Genomic DNA, 20,620 nt, shown 5'->3' on the forward strand with positions numbered 1-20,620 from the left:
CTTACATCAATCGATCTTCCTCGCCTCTTCCGGCAGCATGATCGGAATGCCGTCGCGGATCGGATAGGCGAGCTTTGCCGAGCGCGAAATCAGCTCCTGCCGCGCTGCGTCGAATTCCAGCGGCCCCTTGGTGATCGGGCACACCAGGATTTCGAGCAGTTTTGGGTCGGCGGTGCTCTCGAGATGGTCGGTCGTGGAATTCATTGCGGTCTCCGACTGGAGCGTTTTCGAGCGAAGTGGGCACCGGTTCGCGTGAAGAAAACGCGTCAGAATAAACTGGCCGTGATGTAGCACATCCAAATGTCAGCTGTCAGCGCCTGGCCATCCGCAGCAGCTCGTCGATCGCGGCCTGCTGGCGCGGCTTCGGCAGCGCATGCTCGGACAGCGCGTAGCCGATGAAGGCCCAATAGAAGATCTGCGCGCGGCCGCGCGCCACCTCGTCCGGGAATCCGGCTTGCCGCAGCAGGGTTTCGATATAGCCGATCCGGCGCTGGTCGACCTCGAGCACGGCGGCGCGCGCTTCGGCGTCCGCGGTGGCCCAGCTGCGCACCGCGCGTTCCAGCGCCAGCCGCGCCGAGAAGGCACGGCGTAGCAACAGCGCCAGCGCGTCGCCGCCTTGCGGAATGGTCTCGAGCTCGGCGATCACCTGCTCGGCCGCGACCTCGCGCCAATGGGTGAGGATCGCCGCGCGGTAGGCGCCGATGTCGGCGAAATGCCAGTAGAAGCTGCCGCGCGAAACGCCCATGGCCTTGGCCAGCGGCTCGGCCTTGAGCGCCGTGAAGCCGCGTCGCGCCAGCGTCTTCAGACCCTGATCGAGCCAGTCCTTGACCGAGAGCTGTTCCGTCATGGTTCCCCGTCCGCGCGGCCCACCATACACAAGTGTATTGACAGGCGCCAGCGGCCGGTATCATATCCATACAGTAGTGTATGGAGGCATCGCTATGCGTGATCTTCTGCTGCAGGGCGCCGGCGTCGTCGCCATTCTGGTCAGCCTGATCCATGGCGTGCTCGGCGAGACCAGGATATTCGCGCGCGCCACCGTCGAGCCGCCGCGCCTGCGGCTCTTGCTTCGCCTGGTCTATCAGGCCGGCACCGTCGCCTGGATCGGCGGCGGCGTGCTGCTGATCGCCGCGCCCCTGATGGCCTCCGATGCCGCGCGGCACTGGATCGTGGCGACGCTCGGTGTCGTGTTCGGCGTAGCGGCACTCGCCAACGCGGTGGCGACCCGCTTCCGCCACTTCGGCTGGATGGCGATGAGCGTCGTCGTGGCGCTCGCCGCCGCCGGCTACTAGCGAGGGCGATCATGACGGCCGATCGCGCCAGCCTCAGCATCGCCGATGGCGTCGCGGACGTCAGGCTCAACCGCCCTGACAAGCTCAATGCGCTCGATCCGGCGATGTTCGCCGCGATCGCCGAAATCGGTGCGCAGCTCGCGGACAACCGCAAGCTCCGCGCCGTGGTGCTCTCGGGCGAAGGGCAGGCCTTCTGCGCAGGCCTCGACATGGAGCGTCTGGTCGCAACGACGGAGGGCGAATCCATCCTGCCCTTCGCTGATCTCGGCCGTCGGACCCACGGCATTGCCAACTTTGCGCAGCATCTGGTGTGGCTCTGGCGCGAGCTGCCGGTGCCGGTCATCGCCGCCGTCCACGGCATAGCCTTCGGCGGCGGCTTTCAGCTGATGCTCGGTGCCGACATCAGATATCTCGCACCCGGCACGCGCCTTGCGATCATCGAAGGCAAATGGGGGTTGGTGCCCGACATGGCCGGCACGCAGCTGATGCGCCATCTTGCGCGCGAGGATGTGGTCCGTGAACTCACCTACACCGCGCGCGTCTTTTCCGCGGACGAGGCGCTTGGTCATGGCTTCGTCACCCGGATCGTCGAACAGCCGCGCGAGGCCGCGCTGGAGACGGCGCGCGCAATCGCGGACCGCAGCCCGGATGCGATCCGCGCCGCCAAGCGGCTGCTCAATCTTGCAGCCGATCGCGATGCGGCGACCGGACTTGCGGCCGAAACGGCCGAACAGGCGCTTCTGCTCGGCTCGCCCAATCACATCGAGGCCGTCAGGGCGAATCTCGAACGGTGGCCCCCGCAATGGAGTTTTACATGACGACTGGCCCGGGCTTCGATCTCGAACGTCTCGTTGCGACCAATGCGTCGGCCGCCTTCAACCGGCTTGCCGGCTTCGAGGTCGTCACCGCCGGCACCGGCACGGTGGAACTACGGATGCCCTGGCGCGACGATCTCACCCAATATGCGGGACACCTGCACGCCGGGATGATCGCGGCGCTGCTCGACACCGCCTGCGGCTTTGCCGCGGCGTCGATCGCAGGTTCCGTCACCGCATCCCATTTCTCGATGAACTGCCTGAAGCCCGCGCTGGGCCGCTGCTTCATCGCCAAAGGAACCACATTGCGTGCGGGGCGCAGGCAGGTCTTCGCGCGCGCGGAACTTTTTGCGGAGAACGAGCAAGGTGAAACCTCGCTGGTTGCAACCGGTGAAACCGTGCTCGTTCCGCTGGCAGGCTGAGCCGCGCGGATCGCGCATCGCTGTGAAATTTATGGAGCCATCAATTTCGGTGCGGAATCGGCTTACGCGCGGATAACCATGCTACTGAAAGTTGCAGAATATTATCGAGAAGACAATTCAATCAGCCTAGCCTGTGCGTACGGACAACCATGGACCGACGCATGTTTCGTGTTCTTACGTGCCTTTCAGGTGAGCATGACTGGCGGCTCGTTCTGCTCGCCGGGCTGGTCTGCTTCGTCGCCAGTATTGTGGCGGTCAATATTTTTCATCGCGCAATTGCATCGCAGGCGAGGACACGGCTGATCTGGATTGCGATCGCGGGCGCCGCGATCGGCTACGGCATCTGGGCAACGCATTTCATCGCCATGCTGGCCTATGAGCCGGGAATCCCCACCGGCTACGGTATCGTCCTCACCGGGCTGTCGCTCGCCGCGGCGATGATGCTGACCTCCGGCGGCCTCGGCCTTGCCGCCAGCGACTCCAGCCGCTGGCGCGCGCCGGTCGGCGGCGCCGTGATCGGAGCCGGCATCGCCAGCATGCACTATCTCGGGATGTGGGCGCTGGAAGTACCGGGTCACGTGGTCTGGTCGCTCGATCTCGTGGCGGCCTCCGTCGTGCTCGGCATGCTGTTCGGTTACGCCGCGCTGGCGATCGCGGTGCGCCATCAGGATCGCTGGATGTCGCTCGCCGCGGCGCTGCTGCTGACGCTTGCGATCGTGTCGCATCATTTCACCGCGATGGGCGCGGTCGAGATCGTTCCGGATCCGTTGCTGGCTCCGGCGGCCCTGTCGCTCTCGCCGGCCTTCCTCGCTATCGTGATCGCCGGTGTGGCGCTCTCGGTGCTCGGCATGAGCCTGGTCGGCGTGCTCGCGGATCGCCGGCTGGCGCTTCGCACCCGCCGCTTCGAGGAGATCATCAGCCAGCTTTCGTCGGCGCGACAGCAGGTCGAGGCGTCGCAGAAGGAGCTGGAGGAGCAGAGGTTCCGGCTGGATACCGCGATCAACCACATGGGTGAGGGCCTCTGCATGTTCGATGCGGAGAAGCGCCTCGTCGTCTGCAACGATCGCTACGCCAAGATGTACCGGCTGCCGCCGGAATTGCTGCTGCCCGGCACGTCCCATCGCGAGATCATCAGGCATCGGATCGCCAACGGCATTCTCAAGGGCGAGACCAGCGACAGCGCCGCCACGCAGGTGCTCGCGACATTGAACGCGCTCCCGGCCGGCGAGATCAGCAGCCGGGTCGACGAGCTCGCCGACGGCCGCTTGATCTGCGTGACGCGGCAGCCGATGCCCGGCGGCGGCTGGGTGGCGACGCATCGCGACGTCACCGAGCAGCGGCGCTCCGAGGCCAAGATCACCTATATGGCGCAGCACGACGCGCTGACCGATCTGCCGAACCGCGTGCTGCTCAAGGAATGGATGGAGCGCGCGCTGTCCGGTGCCCGGTGCGGCGGACCGAGCCTTGCGGTGTTGATGCTCGATCTCGACCGCTTCAAGGACGTCAACGACACGCTCGGGCATCCGGCGGGCGACGCGCTGCTGAAGTCGGTGGCCGCGCGCTTGCGCAGATCCGTCAGCGATACGACGCTGGTCGCGCGGCTCGGCGGCGACGAGTTCGCGGTGATCGACTATGTCGGCGATCCGGTCACGGAAGCGGGCCTGCTCGCCGAGAAGATCAGAAAGGCGCTCAGCGAGCCGATCGATCTCGGCGATCATCGGGTGACCACCACGACCAGCATCGGCATTGCGATCGCACCGCGCGACGGCACCGATTCGGACGAGGTGCTGCGCAGCGCCGATCTCGCGCTTTACTCGGCCAAGAGCGGCGGGCGCGGCTCGTTCCGCTTCTTCGAGCCGGAGCTCGATCGGCTGCTGCAGGCCCGGCGCGGCCTCGAGCGCGACATGCGCAGTGCGCTCGCCAATGGCGAGTTCGAGCTGCACTATCAGCCGTTCATCCATGTCGCGAGCGGGGAGACCTGCGGCTTCGAGGCGTTGCTCCGCTGGCACCATCCGCACCGCGGCATGGTATCTCCGGCGCAGTTCATTCCGCTGGCGGAAGAGACCGGCCTGATCGTGCCGCTGGGGGAATGGGTGCTGCGCACCGCGTGTGCGGAGGCCGCCAAATGGCCGGGCGACCTCAAGATCGCGATCAACCTGTCGCCTGTGCAGTTCAGGAGTCCGGAGTTGGTCCCGGTGATCGTGCACGCGCTGGCGAGCGCCGGAATTTCGCCGGGGCGCCTCGAGCTCGAGGTCACCGAAACGGCCATCATTCAGGACAGCGAAGCGGTGTTTACCGCGCTTAGCCAACTGCACGATCTCGGGGTGCGGATCGCGCTCGACGACTTCGGCACCGGCTACTCGTCGCTGAGCTTTCTGCAGAAGTTTCCGTTCGACAAGGTCAAGATCGACCGCAGCTTCGTGTCCGAGCTCTCGGGCGCGACCGACGAGTCGCGCCGGATCGCGCGCGCGATCGTGCGCTTTGCCGTCAGCCTCGGCAAGACCACGACGGCCGAAGGCGTTGAAACCAGGGAGCAGCTCGACATCCTCCGCGCCGATGCCTGCGTGGAAGTGCAGGGCTTCCACTTCAGCCCGCCGGTGCAGAGCGAGAAGGTCGCGCAGATGATCGGCGGGCGAACCCCGGCAGCGGCCGAATGGCCTGCGGTTCGTTTCGCCATGGCGGGTGCCGCATCCTGATCGATGGGCTGCGCCGGGCGGCCCCGATACGCATGAGGCGTAAGGCCGCAGCACGCCGCCAAAACCAAACTGCGCGTGGAGCGCAAAGCGGTTTTCGCGACCGTTAGAATTCCTCTAAAGCCAGCCGTCGCGGCGCTTCCTTGACTTGGCAATCGCCTCAGCATTCTTCACGCATGTGCCCTGCGCGAAGGCGTTGTGGGTATGATTGTCAACGGAGGGGATATGCGCGTGAGAGTGATTTTGAGCGCTGCGCTTGCAGCATGCGTATTTGGGAGCGTTCTTGGACTGACCGGATCGGCGGCGTTCGCCGACGGCTACAAGAATTGCACCAAGCTCGACAAGGCGTCGTGGAAGCCGGCAAGCGAGGCCGAAGCCAAGGCCAAGGCGCTCGGCTACGAGGTGCGCCGATCGAAAATCGAGGGCTCCTGCTACGAGGTGTACGGCGTCAAGGAAGGCAAGCTCTACGAGCTGTTCTACAGCCCGGAAGACCTCAGCCTGAAGCACACGATCGCGAAGTGAAGCAGGCGCGATGACGGAGGCGGCGCCGGGCGCCCGCGGCGCGACCAGCGTGCAGGTCTGGGACCTGCCGCTGCGGCTGTGGCACTGGGCGCTCGCCATCCTCGTCCTGGTCGCCTGGGTGACGCCCAGCACCTATGACCGAGTGCACCGGGTGGCGGGGTATTCGGTGATCGCCCTGCTGGCATTCCGGCTGATCTGGGGCTTTGCCGGCACGCGCTACGCGCGTTTCGGCAGGCTCGGCGTTCGCCTGCGCGCGGCGCCGCGCTACATCTGGAATCTCCGCCGCGGCATCACCGGGCGCTATATCGGGCTCAATCCGGCGGGCACCGTGATGCTGGTGGCGCTGCTGTTCCTGCTTGCGATCTCGACAATCACGGGCGCGATGGAGGTCACCGTGACCTTCTTCGGAGTCTGGTGGGTCGAGGACACCCACGCCTATGCCTCGGATGCGGTCATGGTGCTGGTCGGGCTGCACGTGCTCGGCGTCGTCGTGGTCGGCTTGCTGCAGCGTCAGAACCTGGTGCGTGCGATGTTCACCGGCCGCAAGCAGCTGCGCAATCGCTGATGGGCGGGAAGCTTTTTGGTTTGACGCGTTTTCTTCACGCGAGCCGGTAGCCGCTTCACTCGAAGCGCCTTACTGCACCGGCGGGTCGCCCGAGGTGCGCTTCTTGGCGAGGTCCATCTCGGTGACCGCGATCAGGATCTCGGCGCGGGTCTTCAGGTCCGGCGCCTCGAGCATCGCCTGCTTTTCGGCCGGACCATAGGGCGACATCATCGCCAGCGCATTGACCAGCGCCTCGTTGGGCGCGGACTCAATACCTTCCCAGTCGACCTTCAGATTGTTGGCTTCCAGGAAATCGGCCAGCACTTCGAGCAGCGCCTTGCGGTCGACGGCCTCCTCGCCCTTGCGCGCGGTGAAGTCGCCGGCGAAGGAGAAGAAGTCGACCTTGCACTGCCGGTACGGCGTCTGCACGGTCAGCTCCTCGACCACCTTGAAGCGCGCGACACCGGTCAGTTCGAGGATGTAGCGGCCGTCGCCGGATTCGGCGAGCTGGGTGATGCGGCCGACGCAGCCGATCCGGAACAGGACCGGCTTCGCCTCTTTCTGCGAATGCGTCACGTCGGGCTGGATCATGCCGATCAGGCGATGGCCATCGCGCAGCGCGTCGTCGATCATCGCGAGATATCGCGGCTCGAAGATGTTGAGCGGCATCTGGCCGCGCGGCAGCAGCAACGCGCCGGGCAGCGGGAACACCGGGATCACCTCCGGGAGTTCGCCGGGCCCGCGATATTCGGCATTGATCGGCATCTGCGGTCCCGCTGCTGTGACGGGCGTGCTTTACGAGAACAGGATGGTCGACAACCGCTTGCGCCCCTCGACGGTTGCCTCATCGGTGCCGCCCCACGCCTCGAAGAACTGCACCAGCTGCTTGCGCGCGCCGTCGTCGTTCCACTTGCGGTCACGCCTGACGATGGCGAGCAATTGCTCGGTCGCTTCCGTGCGCTTGCCCATCGCGTTGAGCGCGGTGGCGAGATCGAATCGGGCCTGATGATCGAGCGGGTTTGCGGCGACTTTCTGTTCCAGCTCCGCGACCGGGCCGACCGCTTCCGCCTGTTCGGCGAGATCGATCGCCGCCTGCACCGCCTTCACCGCGGCGTCGTTGCGCTTGGATTCCGGAACCATCGCCAGCGTCTGCTTGGCCTGCTCCATCGCACCCGACGTGACGTAGCACTTGGCGAGGCCGGCGAGGGCCGCGATGTTGGTGGCGTCGTGCGCCAGCACCTCGGCATAGATCTGCGCGGCCTGGGCGGCGTCGCCCTCGGCAAGCACGGCGTCGGCCTCGGCCAGGATCTCGGCGAGATTAGGCTCGCCGGCGGCCGGCACGCCCTTGGTGATCTTCTCGATGAAGGCGTTGACCTGGCTCTCCGGCACCGCGCCCATGAAGCCGTCGGCGGGCTGGCCGTTAACGAAGGCGATCACGGCCGGGATCGACTGGATGCCCATCTGGCCGGGGATCTGCGGATGCTCGTCGATGTTCATCTTGACCAGCTTGACCCGGCCCTTGGCGTTGCGAACCGCCTTTTCCAGGATCGGCGTGAGCTGGCGGCATGGACCGCACCACGGCGCCCAGAAGTCGATCATGACCGGCTGACGGCGCGATTCCTCGATGACGTCCTTGACGAAGGTCTGGGTCGTCGTCTCCTTGATCAGATCGGGCGCTGCCTCGGGCGTGGGGCCGCCCTGCTCCATTATCGTCACGTTGTCCTCGCCTGCTTCTGAGGTCGGAAATCCGGGGGCGTTCTAGCACGCCCGGAACGGCACGTTCAGCCGTTCTGTCAGCTAGAGCATGATCCCGGAAAAGTGGGAACCGGTTTCCGGGATCATGCTCCGTAAATGGCAGTCAGCCAGCAAAATTCAATCGCTTGGCCGTCAGTCCCGTTCCATCGGAGATCGGGTGGGTTGGTACCGCGGAACGGCCGATGATGGCGATCCTTCATGACAGCAGGGGAGCGCCCGTGGCAAAGGCCTATTACAGCACGGTGTTCGAGCAGCCGGTCGGCGAAGTCTGGAAAATCATCCGCGATTTCAACAATTACCCGGTCTGGGTCCATGGCGCGGGGGCGAGCGAGATCGAGGACGGCAAATCCGGCGATACCGTCGGGGCCGTGCGCAATGTGCTGTACCGGGAGCGGCGGATCCGGCAGCGGCTGCTCGCGCAGTCCGACGTCGAACGCTTCCAGACCTACGAATTTGTCGACACCCCGACCTTGCCGGTGACGGATTTCAGCGCGACGGTGCAGGTAACCCCGGTGATCGACGGCAACCGGGCCTTTATCGAATGGTGGGCCGAGTTCGATTGCGACCCGCCCCGCCGCGTCGAGCTGACGCAGACGCTGACCGGCTGGTTCGAGATCTGGCTCGAATCGCTCCGGGACGAGATGGCCCTGAGGCCGGTTCCGGCGGAAATCTGAAAAGAAATCGGCGGCGCAGCCGATTTCGGCCGATTCGGGGTCAATTTTTAGAGAAACCGTGCGATTTCGTGAGGTTCGGACCGCGCTCTTGTGTTGCAATCACAGACGGCTTTTGGCATAGGTCTGCCGTTGCCGGCGAGCGATCGCCGCCATTTCGGATGCGGGTGTAGCTCAGTGGTAGAGCACGACCTTGCCAAGGTCGGGGTCGAGGGTTCGAGCCCCTTCGCCCGCTCCAAAATTTCTCGCTGACCGAGCTGACAGTCTGATGAAGGCCCGCCCATCGGCGCGGGCTTTTTGCTGTCCGGCGCCGGTATTCTAAGCTTCGCATGTGAAAGGCGTGAGGCTCGGAGTGTCGGCCTTCGTCTGCATCAGGGACCTGCGGAAACAAGCCGCAAGGCTACGATCAACCCACGGCCAGTTTGTCGCCGCGCGGCAGCGTTTCAAGCATTCCGCGGTAGCGGCCTTTCTCCAATAAGACTTTCTGCCGGCTCAAATCGAATACTTGAGAATAACGTTCTCGATCAGATCGTCCACAAACTCGACTACCTTGGAAGGCTTTATTGCGACGGAAGACGGATGAGCGGATGTGTTTCTAATTCCGAGCTTAGCGTCGAGGATTTTTCGAACGTCGCTTGACACAATGTTTGCGGAGCGCAGGAACTCAATGAACTTGCCTTCCGGAATATCGCTGAAGTCGTCACGGCCTTGGATCACGCTGACGCGTACACGCTTATCGGTATTTTTGGCGAGTGCGGCGTTAAACGCCGACAGATGGTGCGTCAAAACATACGCGTAAAGGTGATCGATCACGAGAATCCAGCACATCACGATCGCGGCGCGGCCAGCGCCCATCTCGAAGCAGTTTATGAGCTCGGTAAGAAATCCCTTTTCGGCCCCCGACGGAAACCTGGATTCCAGTTTTCGTAGCTCCGCACTTGTTTGGACGATATTTGATGAGGCCCCTAGACTTGCCGCGATCTCGTCACGATAGCCTCGCTGGAGACGATAGCCGCCCGGCACTTTGACGAATTTCGCACCTTTCCCGCCTAGAGATCTAGAAAGGTATGCGGAAGTGTTTCCTGGCGCGGTGAGATCGCACGCGCTGAAGCAATCCTCAATTGCTGCAGTGCTAGCGGCCGCACCGTCCTCTTCCGCAGTCAGGAAATAGGCAAAATATCCGACCAAGTCCGTCGGCTTCAAATCGCGCGCATTCTTGATCCCATTGTAGAAGCGATTTACCGCGGCTGTCATTCATATTTCCGCTTTTTCATTTCTTCAAAGTGATTAACACCAAGAATCGTTACGGAGACATCCAACAAGGATGGCACCTGAATGTAATGCGTGCGCGCTACCCCCGGGTTAAATCGCCGCTTGGCTCGCGCAAACGTCGCTGCGCTGGTCGTGCTCGTCGGCGTCTGGACATGTTCGGGCGCATCAGCGCAGCAATTGCCGAGCGACTCGGCGTATGCCCCGGCGCCCAGCTTCTCTCCCATGCCTGGCTTTGGGCCGGCGCCTGACCTCGAGCCGGCCGAACGGCCGCGAGCGCGGGTCTACATCACGACGCGGTCGCACCGGGGCGGCCAGCAAAACTTCTGCGTCAGGACCTGCGACGGCCGCTTCTTTCCGCTGCCGCGCGTGAGCGAGACGGCAGACGTCAAGGCATGCGAGGCGGCCTGTCCCGCCGCCGAGGTGAAGCTGTACTCCGGCTCCGATATCGACAGCGCCAGAACCGAAGCGGGCGAGACCTACAAGACGCTCGCCAATGCATTCCGCTTCCAGCGCGAGATGGTGCCGCAATGCTCGTGCAGCGCCGGCGCGTCTACCGGCCTGTCGCCGATTGCGATCGAGGACGACATGACGCTTCGGACCGGCGACATCATCGCCGCCGATGACGGCTTCAAGATCGCGGCGATCACGAGCGGGCAGCGGCGCAGCGTGTTGTTCAGGCCGCTGTCGAAGGCCAAGGCGCAGGCGCTCGGTCTGGCGCGCCTGTCGTCGCGATAGAGACGATCACGAGCGCTAGCTTCATTCGAATATCACGCTGCGGTGCAGAATGCCTTGTTATCAGGCAGGCTGCTCAGGAAAATTTCGTCTCAAATATCGTCTCAACTAGTTTTGACGCAGCGCACACCGGCGGACGCGCTTTTCAGCGTCGATGGATGTGCTACCATTTTGCCGTCTGACCTACCTCACAGACCGCCACCATCATCTCTCAGGGCGTTCAAAATCAATAACAGGCAAGCTGCAACGGCTTGCGTAGGGGAGTGACGCGATGAAATCCGCTTTCAATCGATCAATACTTGCGTTCGCGGCGATCGCGCTGCTGGCGGGGACGACCTTCGCCAGTGCGCAGCAACAGACAGACAAGAATCGTGCGCTGAAGAAGTACGAATCGGGCACCAAGGAATTCTGGACCCATCCGCCGGATGACTGGTTCCTCGGCGACGAGACCGAAGCGCAGAAGGGCCTTGCCCCGCCGTCCGGTCCGCCGACCGGCGCGTCCGATTCCGAACTCGCGGCGATGATGAAGAAGATCAAGCTGCCGCCGGGCTTCAAGATCGAGGTCTATGCCTCGAACGTACTCGCGGCCCGGCAGATGGCCTGGGGCGACAAGGGCACGCTGTTCGTCGGCTCGTTCGGGCTCGGCAACGTCTATGCGATCAAGGACAACAACGGCAAGAAAGAGGTCAAGACCATCCTCAAGGGCCTCAACATGCCGACCGGCCTCGCCTTCCGCGACGGCGCGCTCTACGTCATCGCGGTCGACAAGCTGATCAGGTACGACAATGCCGAAGCCAATCTCGACAATCTCGGCAGCGGCAAGGTGGTGTATGACGACATGCCGTCCTACGCGGCGCATGGCTGGAAATACATCGCCGTCGACAAGGAAGGCTGGTTCTACATTCCGTTCGGACCGCCCTTCAACATCGGCATTCCGCCGACCTCGGTGTCGCAGATCCGCCGCGTCGATCCGAAGACCGGCAATGCGGAAATCTGGGCGCTCGGCGTGCGCAACTCGGTCGGCGGCGACGTCGATCCGCGCACCGGCAAGTACTGGTTCACCGAGAATGCCCGCGACTGGATCAGCGACGATCTGCCGAGCGACAAGCTCAACATGATCTCGAAGATCGGCGAGCACTTCGGCTATCCCTATTGCCACCAGGGCAACCTGCCGGACACCAAGTTCGCGATGGGTCACAAGTGCTCGGAGTTCACCCCGCCGGTGTACAATCTCGGTGCGCACGTGGCGCCGCTCGGCATGAAGTTCTATACCGGAAGCCAATTCCCGGCCGATTACAAGAACAGCATCCTGATCGCCGAGCACGGCTCCTGGAACCGGCATAAGTACCAGGGCGGCCGCATCGTGAAGATCACCGCGAGCCCCGACGGCAAGAACGCCAAGCAGGAAATCTTCGCCGACGGCTGGATCCAGGGTGACCAGGGCTATCTCGGCCGTCCCGCCGACATCCTGCTCGACAAGGATGGCTCGATCCTCGTCGCCGACGACTGGGCCGGTGCGATCTATCGCATCAGCTACAGCAAGAAGTAACGGTTGAAACAATGCGGGGCTGCGGTGGCCGATCAGGCAGCCGCAGCCCCGTTTACGTGGTTCGGCAAAGCCCAACGACGGAACAGACTCGTCATGCCCGGACTTGATCCGGGCATCCATCCAAACAAAAACCCTTCTGCAAGCCAGATGGATTGCCGGGCCAGGCCCGGCAATGACCCGTGGAGAAAACTGGCAATGCGTGTTGCGTCCCTTGCAATCCTGTTCGCGGCGGCTATCGCAGTTGCGTCGTCCGCCAACGCTGCCGATGTCGCCGCCGGCAAGGCGAAGGCCGAACTCTGCGCCGCTTGTCACGGCGACAACGGCATCTCGCAGACCGAGAACATTCCCTCGCTCGCCGGCCAGCTCGACCAGTACGTTCAATGGCAGCTGGTGTTCTTCCGCGCCGGCGCGCGCAAGAACGAGCAGATGCAGCCGATCGTCGAGCAGCTCAACAACGACGACATCCGCAATCTCGGCGCTTATTTCGCGTCGCTGACGCCGTTCAAGGGCGGCAAGGACGACAATCCGGACTTGTCCGAAAAGGGCAAGCAGGCCGCCGCCGGCCGCCGCTGCGCCTCATGCCATGGCGACAACTTTGCCGGCACCAAGGCGGTGGCCCGCATCGCCGGGCAGCGCGAGGAATATCTCGTCAAGGCGCTGCACGATTACAAGTCGGGCCTGCGCTCCGGCGGGGCCCAGGCCGCGATGGCCGATGTCGCCTATCCGCTGAGCGACGAAGAGATCACCGCACTCGCGCATTATCTGGCGCATTTGTAGCTGTAAGGATGCGTAGCCCGGATGAAGCGAAGCGCAATCCGGGGGCCGCTCTATCTGCCGCGAGATGATTCCCGGATTTCGCTCCGCTCCATCCGGGCTGCAAGATCACCCGGCCCGCTGCCTCTCATACGCCTTGAGATGCGTGTAGGCCGTGCGCAGCTTCGGCACCGGGATCTTGGCGGCGTCGGCGCGCACGATCAGGTCGCCGATCACGTGATCGGCCTCGACCGGCAGGCCCGCCTTGATGTCGCGGAACATCGATGCGGTCATCGGCGAGCCCTCGGTGGTCAGGAGCCCGCGGGTGCGCTGGAAGAACGGGCCGCCCGGGCCATGGCCCGCGTCGGCGGCGATCGCGCTGCATTCGTCGAGGATGCCGAGCAGGAAATCCTTGCCACCCGGCGCGGCCAGGATGTTGCCGACCGAGGTCCGCATCAGGCTGGTGGAGGCGGCGAGCGAGGCCAGGAACACCCACTTCTCCCACATGTCCTGCATCACATGCTCGCTGGCGTTGGCGCCGTTGATCGCCGAGAAGGTTTCAGCGATCGCGCGTACCCGGTCCGACAGGCCGCCGGCGCGCTCGCCGAAGCCGAGCGACTGCATCGGCTGCAACTGCACCACCTCGCGTTTCTCGTTCAGCGTCGCCGCGATCGCGCACAGACCGCCGAGCACATGCTGAGGGCCGAACCTCTTGTCGAGCGCATCGAGATGCAGCATGCCGTTGAGCAGCGGGATGATCGCGGTCTTGTCGCCGACGGCGGGCGCAAACGACTTGATCGCATCTTCGAGGTCGAACGCCTTGCAGCTCAACAGCACGACGTCGAACTTGTCCGACAGCTTGTCGGCCTGCACGGTCGGCGGGTTGTTCAGCGTGACGTCGCCGTTCGGGCTCTTGATCACGAGCCCGGCGGAGGCGAGCTCGGAAGCGCGGCGCGGGCGCACCAGGAAGGTGACGTCGCGGCCGGCCTGAAGCATCCGGCCACCGAAATATCCGCCGATCGCACCGGCGCCGACCACGAGAACGCGCATGGGAATTTGTCCTTCTTTGTTGTTGCCCGAGGAGGCGAGCGAATAGGGAGTAGCGAATAGATAAGGATACTGCTCGACTATTCGCTACTCGCTATTGGGCATTCGCTCATCTCACTTTCCCGATACCATTTCCTCGACTTCGCGCAGCTGCTCCTTGCCGAAGAAGATCTCGTTGCCGACGAAAAAGGTCGGCGAGCCGAACGCGCCGCGCTCGACGGCGGATGAGGTATATTCGATCAGCTTGGCCTTCACATCCGCGTCCTGCGCGCGGGCGAACAGTTTTGCGGCGTCAAGGCCGGAGGAGGCGATGGCTTTGCCGGCGACCTCAGGATCGTCCATCTTCTTCGGCTCGACCCACATGTGATGGAAGGCGGCCTCGATATACTTCTCGAACACGCCCTCAAACCGGGCGGCGACCGCGGCGCGCATCAGGTTCAGCGTATTGACCGGGAAAAACGGGTTCCAGGTGTAGGGCTTGACGTTGAAGCGCTTGAGAAAGCGTTCCGTCTCGATCTTCTGAAACTCCGGCTTGTTCTTGACGCCCGCCAGCGTCTCGGCCGGCGACTTGTTGTTGGTGGCCTTGAAGATGCCGCCGAGCAGGATCGGGACATATTCGAACTTGACGCCGGTGCGTTTTTCGATCGCCGGGATCGCTTCATGGCTGAGGAAAGCGTTCGGGCTGCCGAAATCGAACAGGAATTGCGGATTTTGGCTCACGGCGGTCTCTCCCTCGGCTCGTCTCGTTTGGGCTTGTCTAGCATGGACCTGCTGTCGCAGGCGCCATCAGTAGAATATGATAATCATCATGTGAGCCGCGGCGCGCGATGTCAAATCAGCCGCTTGATGGTCTGCTTGCGCCATACCAGGGCGTAATAGGCCATCTGCAGCACGAACATGGTTGCAAAGGTGACGGGATAGGCGATCCAGATGCCGCTGACGCCGATGGCGCGGCTGAGCAGGATCGCGACCGGCACCTCGACCGCCGCGATCGCCAGGGTCGAGAGCAACAGCGGCATCCACACCGTGCCGCCGGCGCGCATCGCGCCCGAAAACACCGTCGCCATGCCGAACAGCACCATGCTCCACAGCACGATGTACAGAAGCTGCTGCGCCAGCCCAAGCACGGCACTGTCGACGATGAAGAAGCCCATCAGCGGCCGCGCGAAGAGATAGCCAAGCACGACCAGCCCGCCGGTCAATACCAAGTTCAACTCGATCCCGGTCCGGACGATGGCGCCGACCCGGGCGGAATCGCCGCGGCCGATCGCCTGAGCGCCGAAGATCGACACCGATATCGCGATCGAGATCGCCGGAAACTGCACATAGCCGATCACCTGGTTGACCGCGCCATAGGCCGCGGTGGCGTCCGAGCCGAAGCCGTTGACGAGGCCGAGCAGCACCAGCTCGGCAAGCGAGACCACCACCATGCCGATCGCGGTCGGAATGCCGAGCCGCAGCACGATGCGCAGCAGCGCGCCGTTCGGCCGCATCGCGCGCAGGAACGCGGCGTCGAAGGCAAGTGCATGGCGGTGCCGCAGCATATGGACATGCAGCCACAGCAGCGTGACCACGCCCGAGACCGCGGAGGCGATGGCAGCGCTGGCGACGCCGAGCATCGGCAGGCCGAGCCAGCCGCGGATCAGCGCCGGCGTCACCACCAGGCCGATGGCGGTCGAGACCGTCAGCGCAACCAGCGGCGTCACGGTGTCGCCGACGCCGCGCATCATCGCGGTCAGCAGCAGGAAAGCGAAGGTTATGGGCATCGTGATCATCATGATCCGCGCATAAGCCACCGCGGCGTCGAGGACGTCAGATGGCGTCGCGAGCGCGATCAAGAGCGGGCGGGCGAACAGGCCGCCGAGGACCGCGATCGCCAGCGCGAGCAGCAGCGTCACGGTCATGGTGGTGCCGGCGACCGCCTTCACCCGGTCGGGCTTGCCGGCTCCCCAGGCCTGGCCGATCATGACCGAGGCGCCGGCGCTGAGACCGATCACGAAGGAAATGAAGAAGAACATCACCGGAAAGAACACCGAGACGGCCGCGAGCGCGTCGACGCCGATCATCTGGCCGAGATAGACGCCGTTGATGCTGCCGAACAGCGACTGCAGCACGTTGCTGAGCAGCATCGGCGCGAGGAAGGCGAGGAAGGCTTTTCGTAAGGAGGCAGGCTTGGACACGTTCAAATTCCAGGAATGATACCGAGCTTGTGGAGCTCGGTGAGTAGATCAGGCAGCAAATACCGCTGTCGTCCCTGCGAAAGCAGGGACCCATACTCCGCCGCCTTTGCTATGGGCACGCGGCTAGTTCGACGCGCTGCAATGCTCTTCGGTGGTTATGGGTCCCTGCTTTCGCAGGGACGACATCCCGTTTGAGGTTACTCGTCCACATTATTCAAAACGCGCTAGTCCGCTTGATCGCTATGGGCGAGCCGGATCGCGTGATCGCGGATATCGGCGGGCCAGTCTGCGATCAGCGTCGCAAAGCGGCGCCGGTCGTGGGCGAACAGCGCGCGGATCGCATCTTCATAGTTCGGCCGGTTGCCGGCCATGGTCGTCATGAAGCGATAGGTGGCTTCCTGCGCGCTGCGCGTGCGGTCCTTGTCGCCGCTGGAGCGCCGCGCCTCGTCGATCAGCTTGCGGATCGCGACCGACGCGCCGCCCTTCTGCTGCGCGAGCCAGTCCCAATGCCGTGGCAGCAGCGTGATCTCGCGCGCGACGACGCCGAGCTTTGGACGTCCCGGGCCGCGCGGCGCGGTTGGCGCGGCCGGCTCCTCGTCGCGCGCAGGCGCGAGCTTCGGCAGCCGGCCCAGCACGTCATCGACCGAGCCGCGGAAATCGATATCGACCAGCGCCGAGGTGCGGCCGTTGAACACCAGGATCGCGGCGTCCTTGCGCTGGTCGAGGTGTTGCTTGGCGGCGCGCGCAACCTCCGGGAGGTCGCCGGCCCCGATGCGGTGCTCGCCTTCGAAGGCGACATAGGCAGGATTCATGGTAGACCTCTCAGATTGCGCGACATACCGCCCGGATAATTCTTGGCAATCGCGGCGCGTGGATCTCGACTTTCTGGTTTCCCGCTGGCACCAAACGCCGCCCGATTGCGCTGACCTTTCAGAGGATGCCCATGCTGACGGTTCATCACCTCAACAATTCCCGCTCGCAGCGCGTGCTGTGGCTGCTCGAGGAATTGGGGGTGCCCTACGAGATCGTGCGCTACCAGCGGCAGCCCGACATGCGGGCGCCGAAGGAGCTGCGCGCGATCCATCCGCTCGGCAAGTCGCCCGTTGTCACCGACAACGGCCACACGATCGCGGAATCCGGTGCGATCCTCGAATACATCATCGCGACCTACGGCAATGGCCGCCTCATCCCGCAGGCCGATACCCCGGAGCGGCTGCGCTACACCTATTGGCTGCACTACGCCGAGGGTTCGGCGATGACGCCGCTGCTCTTGAAGCTCCTGTTCACGCTGATGCCGAAGCGCGCGCCGGCGCTGCTGCGGCCCTTGGTGCGCAAGGTGTCCAACACGGCGCTGTCCACGCTGGTCAATCCGCAGCTCAAGCAGCACATGGCCTATTGGGAGGGCGAGCTCGGTAAGAGCGAATGGTTCGCCGGCAGCGAGTTTTCCGGCGCCGACATCCAGATGAGTTTTCCACTCGAGGCTGCCGCGGCGCGCGGCGGGCTCGAGGACGGCCATCCCAACTGTGTCGCGTTCCTCGAGCGCATCCATGCCCGCCCGGCCTATGCGCGGGCGCTGGAGAAGGGCGGGCCGTACCAGGTCGGCCGATAGTTTCGCGGTCATAACAGCGGCTCGGGCTTCGATGCCGTCTTTTTTATCCGGGTAATATCGCCTTGTCAATAATGCCCGGGTATAAATGGCGTGCCTAGACCACTGGAGCCGCCATGAAGACCGAGGACCGCAAGCTCGCCATCGCCGACTACAAGAAGCGCGCTGCTGTCGCCGGCGTGTTCGCGATCCGCTGCCGCGCGACCGGCGAGGTCTGGGTCGGGCAGGCGCTCGATCTCGACAAGATCGAGAACCGCATCTGGTTCACGCTGCGGATGGGCAGCCATCGTAACGCGGAGCTGCAGCGCGCCTGGACGGCCCACGGCGCGGATCATCTCTCACTCGAAACGCTGGAGCGGATCGAGGACGAGGAGCTCGCCTATGTGCGCGACACGCTGCTGAAGGAGCGCGTGCAGCATTGGCGCGCGGCGCTGGATGCGTTCGCGGTGTAGCCTAGTGTGACGGCAGCGGCTGCACGGTGACGCCGGGCGGCGGCACGTCGTCGTCGGGCACAAAAAAGTCCGACATCAGCGGCACCGAGGGATCGACGCGGTAGCGCTCGAAGTCGCGCACGCCATTGGCATAGAGCACCTTGTCGTCGATGCAGAAATGCCCGGTGAATTCGCGCGACGGCCGGGTGATGATCGCGTAGGCCGCATCGCCCATGATCTCGGGCGTGCGGCTCGCGCGTATCATCGCATCGCCGCCGAGCAGGTTGCCGACCGCGGCGGTCGCGATCGTGGTGCGCGGCCACAGCGCGTTGACGGCAATGCCGGCCGATTTCAATTCGCCCGCGAGCCCGAGCACGCACATGCTCATGCCGAACTTCGCCATCGTGTAGGCGGTCGAGTGCTCGAACCATTTCGTCTTCATGTCGAGCGGCGGCGACAGCATCAGGATGTGCGGGTTCTCCGCCTTCTTCAGATGCGGGATGCAGTATTTCGACACCATGAAGGTGCCGCGGGTGTTAATCCCCATCATCAAGTCGAACCGCTTCATGTCGGTCGCCTGCGAATTGGTCAGGCTGATGGCGCTGGCATTGTTGACGCAGACGTCGATGCCGCCGAACTCGGCGACGGTCTGCTCGATCGCCGCCAGCACCTGGGCCTCGTCCCTGATGTCGCAGAGCACCGGCAGTGCCTTGCCGCCGGCGGCGCGGACCTCGTCGGCGGCGGTGTAGATCGTGCCCTTCAGCTTCGGATGCGGCTCGGCGGTCTTCGCCGCGATCGCGACATTGGCGCCGTCACGCGCGGCGCGCAGCGCGATCGCCAGCCCGATGCCGCGGCTCGCGCCCGAGATGAACAGCGTCTTGCCTTTGAGCGATGTCATCTGCTGGCTCCTCCACAGTTAGGGACGCACCATGTCAGGCTTCCTCTCCCCTTGTGGGAGAGGCGAAGCGAAGCAAGCGGCAACCTCATTACGCTACCTCATTAGGCTACCCATCCGCATGCAGCACGCGGCCGCGGGTTTCCGGCAGCGCGTAGGCGGCGAGGAAGAACACGCCGTAGGCCGCCACCGCGAAGATCGCGATCGCGTTGGCGAGCGTCGTCGTGGTCGACAGCGCGCCGACCAGGAACGGGAACAGCGCGCCGATGCCGCGGCCGAAATTGTAGCAGAAGCCCTGGCCGGAGCCGCGCAGCCGGGTCGGATACAGTTCGGTCAGGAACGCACCCATGCCGGAGAAATAGCCCGAGGCAAAGAAGCCGAGCGGGAAGCCCAGCACCCACAGCACCTCGTTGGACAGCGGCAGCTGGGTGTAGAGCAGCACCACCGCGATGGCGCCGATCGAGAAGATCAGGAACAGATTGCGCCGGCCGATCCGGTCGGCGAGCCAGGCGCCAACGAGATAGCCGATGAAGGAGCCGATGATCAGCGTCGCGAGATAGCCGGTCGAGCCGACCACAGAGAGCTTGCGCTCGGTGGTGAGGAAGCGCGGCACCCAGAAGGTGATGGCGTAATAGCCGCCCTGCATGCCGGTGCCGACCAGCGACGCCAGCAGCGTGGTCTTCAGGATCGGTCCGTGGAAGATCTCCCACAACGCCGCGGGGCCGCTGCCGGAGGCCTGCGCCTGCGCCATGGTCGCGGCGGAGATTTCCGGCTCGGTGACGTAGCGGCGCAGGTAGAACACGAGCAGCGCCGGCAGCGCGCCGATCGCGAACATCCAGCGCCAGGCGTTCTCCGCCGGCAGCACCGAGAACAGGATCGCCTGCGCCAGCACGGCGAGGCCCCAGCCGATCGCCCAGCCCGACTGCACCGAGCCGACCGCGCGTCCCCGGTATTGCGGGCGGATCGCTTCGCCGATCAGCACCGCGCCGGCGGCCCATTCACCGCCGAAGCCGAGACCGAGCAGCGCGCGGGCGACCAGCAGCTGGTCGAAATTCTGCACCACGGCGCAGACCAGCGAGAAGAACGAGAACCAGATGATGGTCAGCTGCAGCGTCTTCACCCGCCCGATCCGGTCGGACAGATAGCCGCCGAGCCAGCCGCCAACGGCCGAGGCCAGCAGCGTCACGGTGCCCGCAAGACCGGCGGTGCCGGCGTCGACCTTCCAGAGCGTGATGATGGTGCCGATCACCAGCGGATAGATCATGAAATCCATGCCGTCGAGCGTCCAGCCCGATGCGCAGGCCCAGAACGTGCGCCGCTCCTGCAGGTTCATGTCGCGATAGAAGGCGAGGAGGCTGGTGTCCTCGATCTCTGCAACTTCCATCGATTTGGATTCGGCTGTGCTCATGCGCGTTCCCCGGAGAAATCTTTCACCGGCTCT

Annotated in this window: 24 protein-coding genes and 1 tRNA gene; 13 read left to right on the forward strand and 12 right to left on the reverse strand. The window is 64.4% G+C overall.

Translation table 11 applies throughout. The features are described from left to right. Positions 1–6: 6 nt before the first annotated feature. Positions 7–204: a Trm112 family protein gene (locus tag AKL29_RS06705; RefSeq protein WP_018269337.1), complete on the reverse strand. Its 198-nt coding sequence runs from the start codon at positions 202–204 to the stop codon at positions 7–9. Between the two features lie 106 nt (positions 205–310). Beyond that, the gene (locus tag AKL29_RS06710; RefSeq protein WP_050383529.1) at positions 311–847 is read right to left on the reverse strand and encodes a TetR/AcrR family transcriptional regulator; all 537 of its coding nucleotides are present in this window, start codon (positions 845–847) and stop codon (positions 311–313) included. 94 nt (positions 848–941) lie between these two features. On the opposite strand from AKL29_RS06710, the gene AKL29_RS06715 reads away from it, so the two are divergent. The 6 genes from AKL29_RS06715 to AKL29_RS06740 all read left to right on the forward strand — a co-directional run bounded on the left by AKL29_RS06715 (position 942) and on the right by AKL29_RS06740 (position 6,309). Further along, complete coding sequence (locus tag AKL29_RS06715; protein ID WP_050383530.1) at positions 942–1,292, forward strand: hypothetical protein; 351 nt, start codon at positions 942–944, stop codon at positions 1,290–1,292. An 11-nt stretch (positions 1,293–1,303) separates the two neighbouring features. Continuing rightward, the gene (locus tag AKL29_RS06720) at positions 1,304–2,110 is read left to right on the forward strand and encodes a crotonase/enoyl-CoA hydratase family protein (RefSeq protein WP_050383531.1); all 807 of its coding nucleotides are present in this window, start codon (positions 1,304–1,306) and stop codon (positions 2,108–2,110) included. After that, a complete protein-coding gene (locus AKL29_RS06725) occupies positions 2,107–2,529 on the forward strand; it encodes a PaaI family thioesterase (protein WP_050383532.1) in 423 nt (140 codons plus the stop codon). The genes AKL29_RS06720 and AKL29_RS06725 overlap by 4 nt, the downstream gene beginning before the upstream one ends. A gap of 161 nt (positions 2,530–2,690) precedes the next feature. Continuing rightward, positions 2,691–5,225 (forward strand): bifunctional diguanylate cyclase/phosphodiesterase, encoded by a 2,535-nt coding sequence (locus AKL29_RS06730; RefSeq protein ID WP_063779887.1) that lies wholly within the window; start codon positions 2,691–2,693, stop codon positions 5,223–5,225. Between the two features lie 222 nt (positions 5,226–5,447). Further along, the gene (locus AKL29_RS06735) at positions 5,448–5,744 is read left to right on the forward strand and encodes a PepSY domain-containing protein (protein ID WP_152977450.1); all 297 of its coding nucleotides are present in this window, start codon (positions 5,448–5,450) and stop codon (positions 5,742–5,744) included. Between the two features lie 10 nt (positions 5,745–5,754). After that, positions 5,755–6,309 carry a cytochrome b/b6 domain-containing protein gene (locus tag AKL29_RS06740; RefSeq protein WP_050383534.1) on the forward strand — a complete coding sequence of 185 codons (555 nt, stop codon included), beginning with the start codon at positions 5,755–5,757 and terminating at the stop codon, positions 6,307–6,309. A gap of 69 nt (positions 6,310–6,378) precedes the next feature. Here AKL29_RS06740 and AKL29_RS06745 read toward each other — a convergent pair whose 3' ends face one another. Continuing rightward, the gene (locus AKL29_RS06745; protein WP_028335846.1) at positions 6,379–7,053 is read right to left on the reverse strand and encodes an LON peptidase substrate-binding domain-containing protein; all 675 of its coding nucleotides are present in this window, start codon (positions 7,051–7,053) and stop codon (positions 6,379–6,381) included. 30 nt (positions 7,054–7,083) lie between these two features. Further along, a complete protein-coding gene (gene trxA / locus AKL29_RS06750) occupies positions 7,084–8,004 on the reverse strand; it encodes a thioredoxin (RefSeq protein WP_028352287.1) in 921 nt (306 codons plus the stop codon). A 257-nt stretch (positions 8,005–8,261) separates the two neighbouring features. Here trxA and AKL29_RS06755 point away from each other — a divergent pair, with 257 nt between their 5' ends. Beyond that, on the forward strand, positions 8,262–8,717 hold the full coding sequence (locus AKL29_RS06755) for an SRPBCC family protein (RefSeq protein WP_063779888.1): 456 nt from the start codon (positions 8,262–8,264) through the stop codon (positions 8,715–8,717). 160 nt (positions 8,718–8,877) lie between these two features. Then, positions 8,878–8,952, forward strand: a tRNA-Gly gene (locus tag AKL29_RS06760). 254 nt (positions 8,953–9,206) lie between these two features. On the opposite strand, the gene AKL29_RS43835 is transcribed toward AKL29_RS06760, so the two are convergent. Together AKL29_RS43835 and AKL29_RS44470 are read right to left on the reverse strand one after the other, a co-directional pair. After that, positions 9,207–9,968, reverse strand: a complete 762-nt coding sequence (locus AKL29_RS43835) for a hypothetical protein (protein ID WP_202814535.1) — start codon at positions 9,966–9,968, stop codon at positions 9,207–9,209. Then, positions 9,965–10,210, reverse strand: a complete 246-nt coding sequence (locus AKL29_RS44470; protein ID WP_244481784.1) for a hypothetical protein — start codon at positions 10,208–10,210, stop codon at positions 9,965–9,967. The genes AKL29_RS43835 and AKL29_RS44470 overlap by 4 nt, the downstream gene beginning before the upstream one ends. Here AKL29_RS44470 and AKL29_RS06770 point away from each other — a divergent pair. From AKL29_RS06770 to AKL29_RS06780, 3 genes are all read left to right on the forward strand, one after another. Beyond that, positions 10,209–10,721 (forward strand): DUF2865 domain-containing protein, encoded by a 513-nt coding sequence (locus AKL29_RS06770; RefSeq protein ID WP_244481786.1) that lies wholly within the window; start codon positions 10,209–10,211, stop codon positions 10,719–10,721. The genes AKL29_RS44470 and AKL29_RS06770 overlap by 2 nt on opposite strands. 268 nt (positions 10,722–10,989) lie before the next feature. Next, positions 10,990–12,267 (forward strand): PQQ-dependent sugar dehydrogenase, encoded by a 1,278-nt coding sequence (locus tag AKL29_RS06775; protein ID WP_028352288.1) that lies wholly within the window; start codon positions 10,990–10,992, stop codon positions 12,265–12,267. A 195-nt stretch (positions 12,268–12,462) separates the two neighbouring features. Next, the gene (locus AKL29_RS06780) at positions 12,463–13,044 is read left to right on the forward strand and encodes a c-type cytochrome (RefSeq protein ID WP_050383537.1); all 582 of its coding nucleotides are present in this window, start codon (positions 12,463–12,465) and stop codon (positions 13,042–13,044) included. A 105-nt stretch (positions 13,045–13,149) separates the two neighbouring features. Here AKL29_RS06780 and panE read toward each other — a convergent pair whose 3' ends face one another. The 4 genes from panE to AKL29_RS06800 form a co-directional block, all read right to left on the reverse strand. After that, a complete protein-coding gene (gene panE / locus AKL29_RS06785; protein WP_050383538.1) occupies positions 13,150–14,070 on the reverse strand; it encodes a 2-dehydropantoate 2-reductase in 921 nt (306 codons plus the stop codon). A 111-nt stretch (positions 14,071–14,181) separates the two neighbouring features. Continuing rightward, positions 14,182–14,787 carry a 2-hydroxychromene-2-carboxylate isomerase gene (locus tag AKL29_RS06790; protein ID WP_050383539.1) on the reverse strand — a complete coding sequence of 202 codons (606 nt, stop codon included), beginning with the start codon at positions 14,785–14,787 and terminating at the stop codon, positions 14,182–14,184. Positions 14,788–14,897: 110 nt separating this feature from the next. After that, complete coding sequence (locus AKL29_RS06795; RefSeq protein ID WP_050383620.1) at positions 14,898–16,196, reverse strand: MATE family efflux transporter; 1,299 nt, start codon at positions 16,194–16,196, stop codon at positions 14,898–14,900. A gap of 275 nt (positions 16,197–16,471) precedes the next feature. Further along, positions 16,472–17,059, reverse strand: a complete 588-nt coding sequence (locus AKL29_RS06800; protein ID WP_050383540.1) for a DUF2239 family protein — start codon at positions 17,057–17,059, stop codon at positions 16,472–16,474. A gap of 131 nt (positions 17,060–17,190) precedes the next feature. Here AKL29_RS06800 and AKL29_RS06805 point away from each other — a divergent pair, with 131 nt between their 5' ends. Both AKL29_RS06805 and AKL29_RS06810 read left to right on the forward strand, forming a co-directional pair. Further along, the gene (locus AKL29_RS06805; RefSeq protein ID WP_050383541.1) at positions 17,191–17,856 is read left to right on the forward strand and encodes a glutathione S-transferase family protein; all 666 of its coding nucleotides are present in this window, start codon (positions 17,191–17,193) and stop codon (positions 17,854–17,856) included. A gap of 113 nt (positions 17,857–17,969) precedes the next feature. Further along, on the forward strand, positions 17,970–18,305 hold the full coding sequence (locus AKL29_RS06810; RefSeq protein ID WP_050383542.1) for a GIY-YIG nuclease family protein: 336 nt from the start codon (positions 17,970–17,972) through the stop codon (positions 18,303–18,305). Position 18,306: 1 nt separating this feature from the next. Here the strand turns inward: AKL29_RS06810 and AKL29_RS06815 are convergent, their stop codons facing one another. Next, entirely contained in the window at positions 18,307–19,182 is an 876-nt protein-coding gene (locus AKL29_RS06815; protein WP_050383543.1) for an SDR family oxidoreductase, read from the reverse strand. Positions 19,183–19,288: 106 nt separating this feature from the next. Further along, positions 19,289–20,587, reverse strand: a complete 1,299-nt coding sequence (locus tag AKL29_RS06820) for an MFS transporter (RefSeq protein WP_050383544.1) — start codon at positions 20,585–20,587, stop codon at positions 19,289–19,291. Positions 20,588–20,620 lie beyond the last annotated feature (33 nt).

It is taken from the genome of Bradyrhizobium pachyrhizi (assembly GCF_001189245.1).
GTDB classification, from domain to species: Bacteria; Pseudomonadota; Alphaproteobacteria; order Rhizobiales; family Xanthobacteraceae; genus Bradyrhizobium; species Bradyrhizobium pachyrhizi.

Bases quoted from the DNA above. Each gene is read 5' to 3' on its own strand.
- AKL29_RS06730 (WP_063779887.1), top strand. From the start codon at position 2,691: ATGTTTCGTGTTCTTACGTGCCTTTCAGGTGAGCATGACTGGCGGCTC.
- AKL29_RS06800 (WP_050383540.1), bottom strand. From the start codon at position 17,059: ATGAATCCTGCCTATGTCGCCTTCGAAGGCGAGCACCGCATCGGGGCC.
- panE (WP_050383538.1), bottom strand. From the start codon at position 14,070: ATGCGCGTTCTCGTGGTCGGCGCCGGTGCGATCGGCGGATATTTCGGT.
- AKL29_RS06715 (WP_050383530.1), top strand. From the start codon at position 942: ATGCGTGATCTTCTGCTGCAGGGCGCCGGCGTCGTCGCCATTCTGGTC.
- AKL29_RS06770 (WP_244481786.1), top strand. From the start codon at position 10,209: ATGCCTGGCTTTGGGCCGGCGCCTGACCTCGAGCCGGCCGAACGGCCG.
- AKL29_RS44470 (WP_244481784.1), bottom strand. From the start codon at position 10,210: ATGGGAGAGAAGCTGGGCGCCGGGGCATACGCCGAGTCGCTCGGCAAT.
- AKL29_RS06740 (WP_050383534.1), top strand. From the start codon at position 5,755: ATGACGGAGGCGGCGCCGGGCGCCCGCGGCGCGACCAGCGTGCAGGTC.
- AKL29_RS06820 (WP_050383544.1), bottom strand. From the start codon at position 20,587: ATGAGCACAGCCGAATCCAAATCGATGGAAGTTGCAGAGATCGAGGAC.
- AKL29_RS06810 (WP_050383542.1), top strand. From the start codon at position 17,970: ATGAAGACCGAGGACCGCAAGCTCGCCATCGCCGACTACAAGAAGCGC.
- AKL29_RS06725 (WP_050383532.1), top strand. From the start codon at position 2,107: ATGACGACTGGCCCGGGCTTCGATCTCGAACGTCTCGTTGCGACCAAT.
- AKL29_RS06710 (WP_050383529.1), bottom strand. From the start codon at position 847: ATGACGGAACAGCTCTCGGTCAAGGACTGGCTCGATCAGGGTCTGAAG.
- AKL29_RS06795 (WP_050383620.1), bottom strand. From the start codon at position 16,196: ATGCTGCTCAGCAACGTGCTGCAGTCGCTGTTCGGCAGCATCAACGGC.
- AKL29_RS06815 (WP_050383543.1), bottom strand. From the start codon at position 19,182: ATGACATCGCTCAAAGGCAAGACGCTGTTCATCTCGGGCGCGAGCCGC.
- AKL29_RS06805 (WP_050383541.1), top strand. From the start codon at position 17,191: ATGCTGACGGTTCATCACCTCAACAATTCCCGCTCGCAGCGCGTGCTG.
- AKL29_RS06720 (WP_050383531.1), top strand. From the start codon at position 1,304: ATGACGGCCGATCGCGCCAGCCTCAGCATCGCCGATGGCGTCGCGGAC.
- AKL29_RS06775 (WP_028352288.1), top strand. From the start codon at position 10,990: ATGAAATCCGCTTTCAATCGATCAATACTTGCGTTCGCGGCGATCGCG.
- AKL29_RS06780 (WP_050383537.1), top strand. From the start codon at position 12,463: ATGCGTGTTGCGTCCCTTGCAATCCTGTTCGCGGCGGCTATCGCAGTT.
- AKL29_RS06735 (WP_152977450.1), top strand. From the start codon at position 5,448: ATGCGCGTGAGAGTGATTTTGAGCGCTGCGCTTGCAGCATGCGTATTT.
- AKL29_RS06745 (WP_028335846.1), bottom strand. From the start codon at position 7,053: ATGCCGATCAATGCCGAATATCGCGGGCCCGGCGAACTCCCGGAGGTG.
- AKL29_RS43835 (WP_202814535.1), bottom strand. From the start codon at position 9,968: ATGACAGCCGCGGTAAATCGCTTCTACAATGGGATCAAGAATGCGCGC.
- AKL29_RS06705 (WP_018269337.1), bottom strand. From the start codon at position 204: ATGAATTCCACGACCGACCATCTCGAGAGCACCGCCGACCCAAAACTG.